The following is a 5,680-nucleotide window of genomic DNA, read 5'->3' as shown; positions in this document are numbered from 1 at the left end:
CACCTCGGCGATCAACGCGGTCGCCACCGACAAGCGCGCCGACACCGGCTCGATCGCCAACACCGGCACGCCAGCCAGCGGCGCGCCATCGATCGATCCGGCGGCGACCAGGCAGGGGGCAAAGGCCGGGAAGTGAGGCATCGTGACCGTCGGGGTGAAAGTATGGATCATCCGGAAGCGGACATCGGCTTCGACAAGATTGGCGAACCCGCCGTTCTGGTGCTCGAAGCGCTCAACCTCACACAATCGGCCCTTCTGACGGTATCATCCTATATGGTCGCCGATTAGGGCAAGACGGATGAAGGGGCCAAGCAGGTGGCGATCAACGAAATGATCGGCCTAGAGAAGATTAATCCGAAGCAGCAGCGTTTAGTCAAAGCTGCTAATCAGGCGCTATGTGGTTCGATGTCAAATACACTCCCTCTATTGCATTTTTGGGATAGCTGAGCAATTAGCAGCTATGGAAATAAGTTTTTTATTTAGCAACATGGTTCCGTCAGGTGCTAAATGTCGTTAAGAAAGATCACTTTAGACGTTGTTTTTTCATTCCCCTTATCGGCTGGGGACTTTTTAATTTAATTTAAGGAATGGGCCTATGCATGTTTGTTTCGGGTCCACATCAGAATCGAGATGAGCTTTTCATAGAAATTCTATACGGCAGTGTGATCGTTGTCGCACTGGGCCGCTTATTTTATTCGCGCGTGGCCGCCTGTATCGCTGCCTTAATTGCAACATCACTTTTGATTGAGCTATTCGTGACGGATGGGTTGTCGCACGGTCTGTCCGCGACAGAGCCTTTGATATGGGCTGTAGTTTTGAGACCATTATTAGCTGGGCTTGCGCTCTTTGTCCTCCCCCCTACCGGGCCCCTCTCACGTCTGGCTAGTCGAAAAGGGATTTCGTGATCACGCCGGAAGCGGAAAGCGTTGCAACAAAGTATCGGGGACGGTGGGCCACCAACCGGTGTGGAAGCTAGGCTGGCAAAACTCGAAGCGCGAATGCAGGCCGTACAAATCTAGCTTTCCAGGCTAGTCCCGCTCACGACCGACGTCGCGGGCATCAAGGAACGACTTAATCATTTGCCGACCATGGTCGATACAAAGAACGATACCGACACGGCGGTGGATCGAGCTGCGACCCGAACGCAGCGCACAATCCTCATCCTCGGCAGCCTGATCGGTATGATCGTCGCGATCCTGACCAATCTGCCCAAGCTGTTTTACTGACGCGCTGAGCAGCCTGCCGGCATGTGATCGGTTCGCCTCTCTAACGCAAACCGCCATCAGCCCCGGAAAGCGGAGCGACGCCGGCGGGCCTTGGCCAACTCCGCTATCAATCGTACTCCAGTGATGCGGCTACGGAGCCGGCGGCGCCGGCTCCGCCTTGGCGCGCTCGTCGTAGAACAAGCGTACCTTTTCCCACGCCTCCTCCGCCGTCTCCACATAGGTGAAGATCGACAGGTCGCGCTCGGAGATCACGCCCTCCTCCACCAGCGCGGGGAAGTTCACCACCCGCTCCCAGAAGTCGCGGCCGAACAGCAGGACAGGCATCGGCTGGATCTTGCCCGTCTGGATCAGCGTCAGCAGCTCGAACAGCTCGTCGAACGTCCCGAACCCGCCCGGAAACGCTGCCAGCGCGCGCGCGTGGAGCAGGAAATGCATCTTGCGCAGCGCGAAATAGTGGAACTGGAGCGACAAGGATGGCGTGACGTACGGGTTGGGCGCCTGTTCGTGCGGCAGCACGATGTTGAGCCCCACCGACTCCGCGCCGACGTCCGCCGCGCCCCGGTTCGCTGCCTCCATGATCGACGGGCCGCCCCCTGAGCAGACCACGAAGTGCCGCCGTCCCCCCTCGTCGCGCGGCAGCCGGCTGGCGAGCCGCGCCAGCTCGCGCGCGACCTCGTACCACCGGCTCTTCGCCACCAGCCGCTCGGCGATGCGGCGGTGTTCGGGATCGGCGGCGAGGTCCAGCATCGCCTGCGCTTTGTCGGGCGCGGGGATGCGCGCCGAACCATAGAAGACGAAGGTCGACGCGATCTTCGCTTCGTCCAGCACCAGCTGCGCCTTGAGCAGCTCCAGCTGGAACCGCACGGGGCGCAGGTCCTCGCGCAACAGGAAGTCGAGGTCCTGGAACGCGAGCTTGTAGGCGGGATGCTCGGTCTGCGGCGTCGAGATCGCCGCCCGCGCGCTCTCGGCGTCCTGCTTGGCGCGTGGGAAGACGCGGGACGGAACGCGGGTTTCTGTCATCGCGGCGAATTAGTCGCGTGGCCGCGGGGGTGCAACATCCTGCGTCATGCCAGCCCCGCACCGATCAGGGACGAGCCCGGCATGACGAAGCGCTTGCGCGCATCGCCGCCCTTCCCTAACGCCGTTGACGGGCCACGCGGTCCCAACGCCGCGCGTGCTCTCTGCAAGGAGAGTTGCATTGACGGACACCCTCGCGCGCCCGGTGGGCGCGGCCAAGCCGCACGTAAAGCCCGTGCGGCCGTTCTTCTCCTCCGGCCCCTGCGCCAAGCCGCCCGGCTGGTCCGCCGACCGGCTCGCCACCGCCTCGCTCGGTCGATCGCATCGGTCCAAGTTAGGCAAGGTGCGCCTCGCCCACTGCATCGAGCTAATGCGTGAGCTGCTCCAGCTACCCGACACCCACCGGATCGGCATCGTGCCGGGATCGGACACCGGCGCGTTCGAAATGGCGATGTGGACGATGCTGGGCGCGCGGCCCGTCACCGCGCTCGCCTGGGAGAGCTTCGGCGAGGGCTGGGTGACCGACGCGGTGAAGCAACTCCGCATCGAGCCCACGGTGGTGCGCGCCGACTATGGCGCCTTGCCTGATCTCCACGCGGTGGACTGGAGCCACGACGTGCTGTTCACCTGGAACGGCACCACCTCGGGCGTGCGCGTGCCGGATGCCGAGTGGATCGCGGCGGATCGCGAGGGGCTGAGCTTCGCCGACGCGACCAGCGCCGTGTTCGCCTATGACCTCGACTGGGCGAAGATCGATGTCGCCACCTTTTCCTGGCAGAAGGTGCTGGGTGGCGAGGGCGCGCATGGCGTGCTGATCCTGGGCCCGCGCGCGGTGGAGCGGCTGGAGACCTACACCCCCGCTTGGCCGCTGCCCAAGGTCTTCCGGCTCGTGGCGAAAGGTAAGCTGGCGGAGGGCGTGTTCGCGGGCGAGACGATCAACACGCCGTCGATGCTGGCGGTGGAGGACGCGATCTGGTGCCTCGAATGGGCGCGCGGGATCGGGCCTCAGGGATTGCGCGCGCGCTCCGACGCCAACGCCGCCGCGCTGGACGCGATCGTCGCCGCGCGCGACTGGCTCGGCCACCTCGCCGCCGACCCGGCGTCGCGCTCGACGACCAGCGTCTGCCTGACCGTCGCCGGCGCGGACGAGGCGCTAATCAAGCGCATGGCCGCGCTGCTGGAGCGGGAAGAGGCCGCGTTCGACATCGCCGGCTATCGCGACGCGCCGCCGGGGCTGCGTATCTGGTGCGGCGCTACGGTCGATACCGCCGATATCGAGGCGCTCGGGCCCTGGCTCGACTGGGCCCATGCGGTGGCGAGCGCCCAGTAAGGTCATCCCCGCGCAAGCGGGGACGCATCTCCCGACCGTCCAACCTAGCCCAGCCGACCGGAGCTGGGTCCCCGCCTGCGCGGGGATGACGAGGTACAGAACATGCCCAAGGTACTGATTGCCGACAAGATGGACCCCCAGGCCGCGCGCACCTTTCGCGAACGCGGGGTCGAGGTGGACGAGATCACCGGCCTCAAGCCCGATGCGCTGGCCGGGATCATCGGCGACTATGACGGCCTCGCCATCCGTTCCTCGACCAAGGTGACGGCCGCGATCCTCGATGCCGCGACGAACCTCAAGGTGGTCGGCCGCGCCGGCATCGGCGTCGACAATGTCGACATCGCGGCCGCGTCGCAGCGCGGCGTGGTGGTGATGAACACGCCGTTCGGCAATTCGATCACCACCGCCGAGCATGCGATCGCGCTGATGTTCGCGCTCGCCCGCCAGCTGCCGGAGGCGGACGCGTCGACGCAGGCCGGCAAGTGGGAGAAGAACCGGTTCATGGGCGTCGAGCTGACCGCCAAGACGCTGGGGCTGATCGGCGCGGGCAATATCGGCTCGATCGTCGCCGATCGCGCGCGCGGCCTGCGGATGAAGGTGATCGCGTTCGACCCGTTCCTGACGCCCGAGCGCGCGGTGGAGATCGGGGTGGAGAAGGTCGAGCTCGACCAGCTGCTCGCGCGCGCGGACTTCATCACGCTGCACACGCCGCTCACCGATCAGACGCGCGGCATCCTGTCGGCCGACGCGCTCGCCAGGACCAAGAGGGGCGTGCGGATCATCAACTGCGCGCGCGGCGGGCTGATCGACGAGGCGGCGCTCAAGGCGGGGCTGGACTCGGGCCACATCGCCGGCGCCGCGCTCGACGTGTTCGTCGCCGAGCCCGCCACCGCCTCGCCGCTGTTCGGCACACCCGGTTTCGTCTCCACCCCGCATCTGGGCGCGTCGACGACGGAAGCGCAGGTCAACGTCGCGATCCAGGTCGCCGAGCAGATGGCCGACTTCCTCGTCGCGGGCGGCGTCACCAACGCGCTCAACATGCCGTCGCTGTCGGCGGAGGAAGCGCCTAAGCTCAAGCCCTATATGGCGCTCGCCGACCGGCTGGGCGGGCTGGTCGGCCAGCTTACCACCGGCGCGGTGCGCGGCGTCGCGGTGGAGACGGAAGGCGCGGCGGCGACGCTCAACGCCAAGCCGATCACCGCCGCCGTGCTCGCCGGCTATCTGCGCACGCAGACCGCGACGGTGAACATGGTCAACGCCCCCGTCCTCGCGCGCGACCGCGGCTTGACGGTGCGCGAGGTGCGGACCGAGCGCGAGGGCGATTACCACACGCTGCTGCGCGTCACCGTCTCGACCGAGGCGGGCGACCGCTCGGTCGCGGGCACGCTGTTCGCCGACACCGCGCCGCGCCTGGTCGAGCTGTTCGGGATCAAGGTGGAGGCGGACCTCGCCGGCCCGATGCTGTACGTCGTCAACGAGGACGCACCCGGCTTCATCGGGCGGCTCGGCACGCTGCTGGGCGAGGCGGGGGTCAATATCGGCACCTTCCATCTCGGCCGCCGCGCGGCGGGGGGCGAGGCGGTGCTGCTGCTCAGCGTCGACGAGGCGGTGCCGGCGGACCTGCTCGCCCGGGTCAAGGCGCTGCCGGGGGTGAGGACGGCGATGGGGCTGCGGTTTTGAGTCAGAGGCAATAGGCAATGGGCAATGGGCAAAGCGCCTTCACTGCCTGTTGCCTATTGCCTATTGCCTCCTCCCATGACCCTTCTTCCCGCCGGCTTCCACGATCGCCTGCCGCCGCACGCCGACGCCGCCGCCGCGCTGGAGGCGCGCGTGCTCGGGGTCGCGGCGTCCTATGGCTATGAGCGCGCCGATCCGCCGCTCGCCGAAGGCGCGGACGCGCTGGCGACGCGGCTCAAATCGGGCGCGCTGGCGGACGCGGTACGGTTCGTCGATCCGGCGAGCGGCGCGATCCTGGCGATCCGGCCGGACCTGACCGCGCAGATCGCGCGGATCGCCGCGACGCGCATGGGCCATCATCCGCGCCCGGTGCGGCTGTCCTATGCCGGCACCACGCTCAAGCTCGCCGCCACCGAACTGGCGCCGGCGC

Annotated in this window: 7 protein-coding genes; 6 read left to right on the top strand and 1 reads right to left on the bottom strand. The window is 66.7% G+C overall.

Annotation, left to right across the window (positions count from 1 at the left end; all coding sequences use genetic code 11):
* The first annotated feature begins 162 nt into the window (after positions 1–162).
* From HUU95_RS14690 to HUU95_RS07095, 3 genes are all read left to right on the top strand, one after another.
* Positions 163–288 carry a hypothetical protein gene (locus tag HUU95_RS14690; protein ID WP_302480099.1) on the top strand — a complete coding sequence of 42 codons (126 nt, stop codon included), beginning with the start codon at positions 163–165 and terminating at the stop codon, positions 286–288.
* A 27-nt stretch (positions 289–315) separates the two neighbouring features.
* Entirely contained in the window at positions 316–447 is a 132-nt protein-coding gene (locus HUU95_RS14685) for a hypothetical protein (protein WP_302480098.1), read from the top strand.
* A 632-nt stretch (positions 448–1,079) separates the two neighbouring features.
* Entirely contained in the window at positions 1,080–1,226 is a 147-nt protein-coding gene (locus HUU95_RS07095) for a hypothetical protein (RefSeq protein ID WP_174279476.1), read from the top strand.
* A 129-nt stretch (positions 1,227–1,355) separates the two neighbouring features.
* Here HUU95_RS07095 and HUU95_RS07090 read toward each other — a convergent pair whose 3' ends face one another.
* Complete coding sequence (locus HUU95_RS07090) at positions 1,356–2,246, bottom strand: TIGR00730 family Rossman fold protein (RefSeq protein WP_174279475.1); 891 nt, start codon at positions 2,244–2,246, stop codon at positions 1,356–1,358.
* Between the two features lie 178 nt (positions 2,247–2,424).
* Here HUU95_RS07090 and HUU95_RS07085 point away from each other — a divergent pair, with 178 nt between their 5' ends.
* The 3 genes from HUU95_RS07085 to HUU95_RS07075 all read left to right on the top strand — a co-directional run.
* On the top strand, positions 2,425–3,573 hold the full coding sequence (locus HUU95_RS07085) for a phosphoserine transaminase (RefSeq protein ID WP_174279474.1): 1,149 nt from the start codon (positions 2,425–2,427) through the stop codon (positions 3,571–3,573).
* 102 nt (positions 3,574–3,675) lie between these two features.
* A complete protein-coding gene (gene serA, locus HUU95_RS07080; RefSeq protein ID WP_174279473.1) occupies positions 3,676–5,253 on the top strand; it encodes a phosphoglycerate dehydrogenase in 1,578 nt (525 codons plus the stop codon).
* Positions 5,254–5,328: 75 nt separating this feature from the next.
* Positions 5,329–5,680, top strand: a 352-nt coding sequence (locus HUU95_RS07075; protein ID WP_174279472.1) for an ATP phosphoribosyltransferase regulatory subunit, incomplete at its 3' end; no start/stop codon positions are given.

This window comes from Sphingomonas bacterium (assembly GCF_903643065.1).
Taxonomy (GTDB): domain Bacteria; phylum Pseudomonadota; class Alphaproteobacteria; order Sphingomonadales; family Sphingomonadaceae; genus Sphingomonas.
This window is presented reverse-complemented; position numbering and strand designations above follow the sequence as displayed.

Excerpts from the sequence above, each read along its gene's own strand:
- HUU95_RS14690 (WP_302480099.1), top strand. The coding sequence starts at position 163 with ATGGATCATCCGGAAGCGGACATCGGCTTCGACAAGATTGGCGAACCC.
- HUU95_RS07090 (WP_174279475.1), bottom strand. The coding sequence starts at position 2,246 with ATGACAGAAACCCGCGTTCCGTCCCGCGTCTTCCCACGCGCCAAGCAG.
- serA (WP_174279473.1), top strand. The coding sequence starts at position 3,676 with ATGCCCAAGGTACTGATTGCCGACAAGATGGACCCCCAGGCCGCGCGC.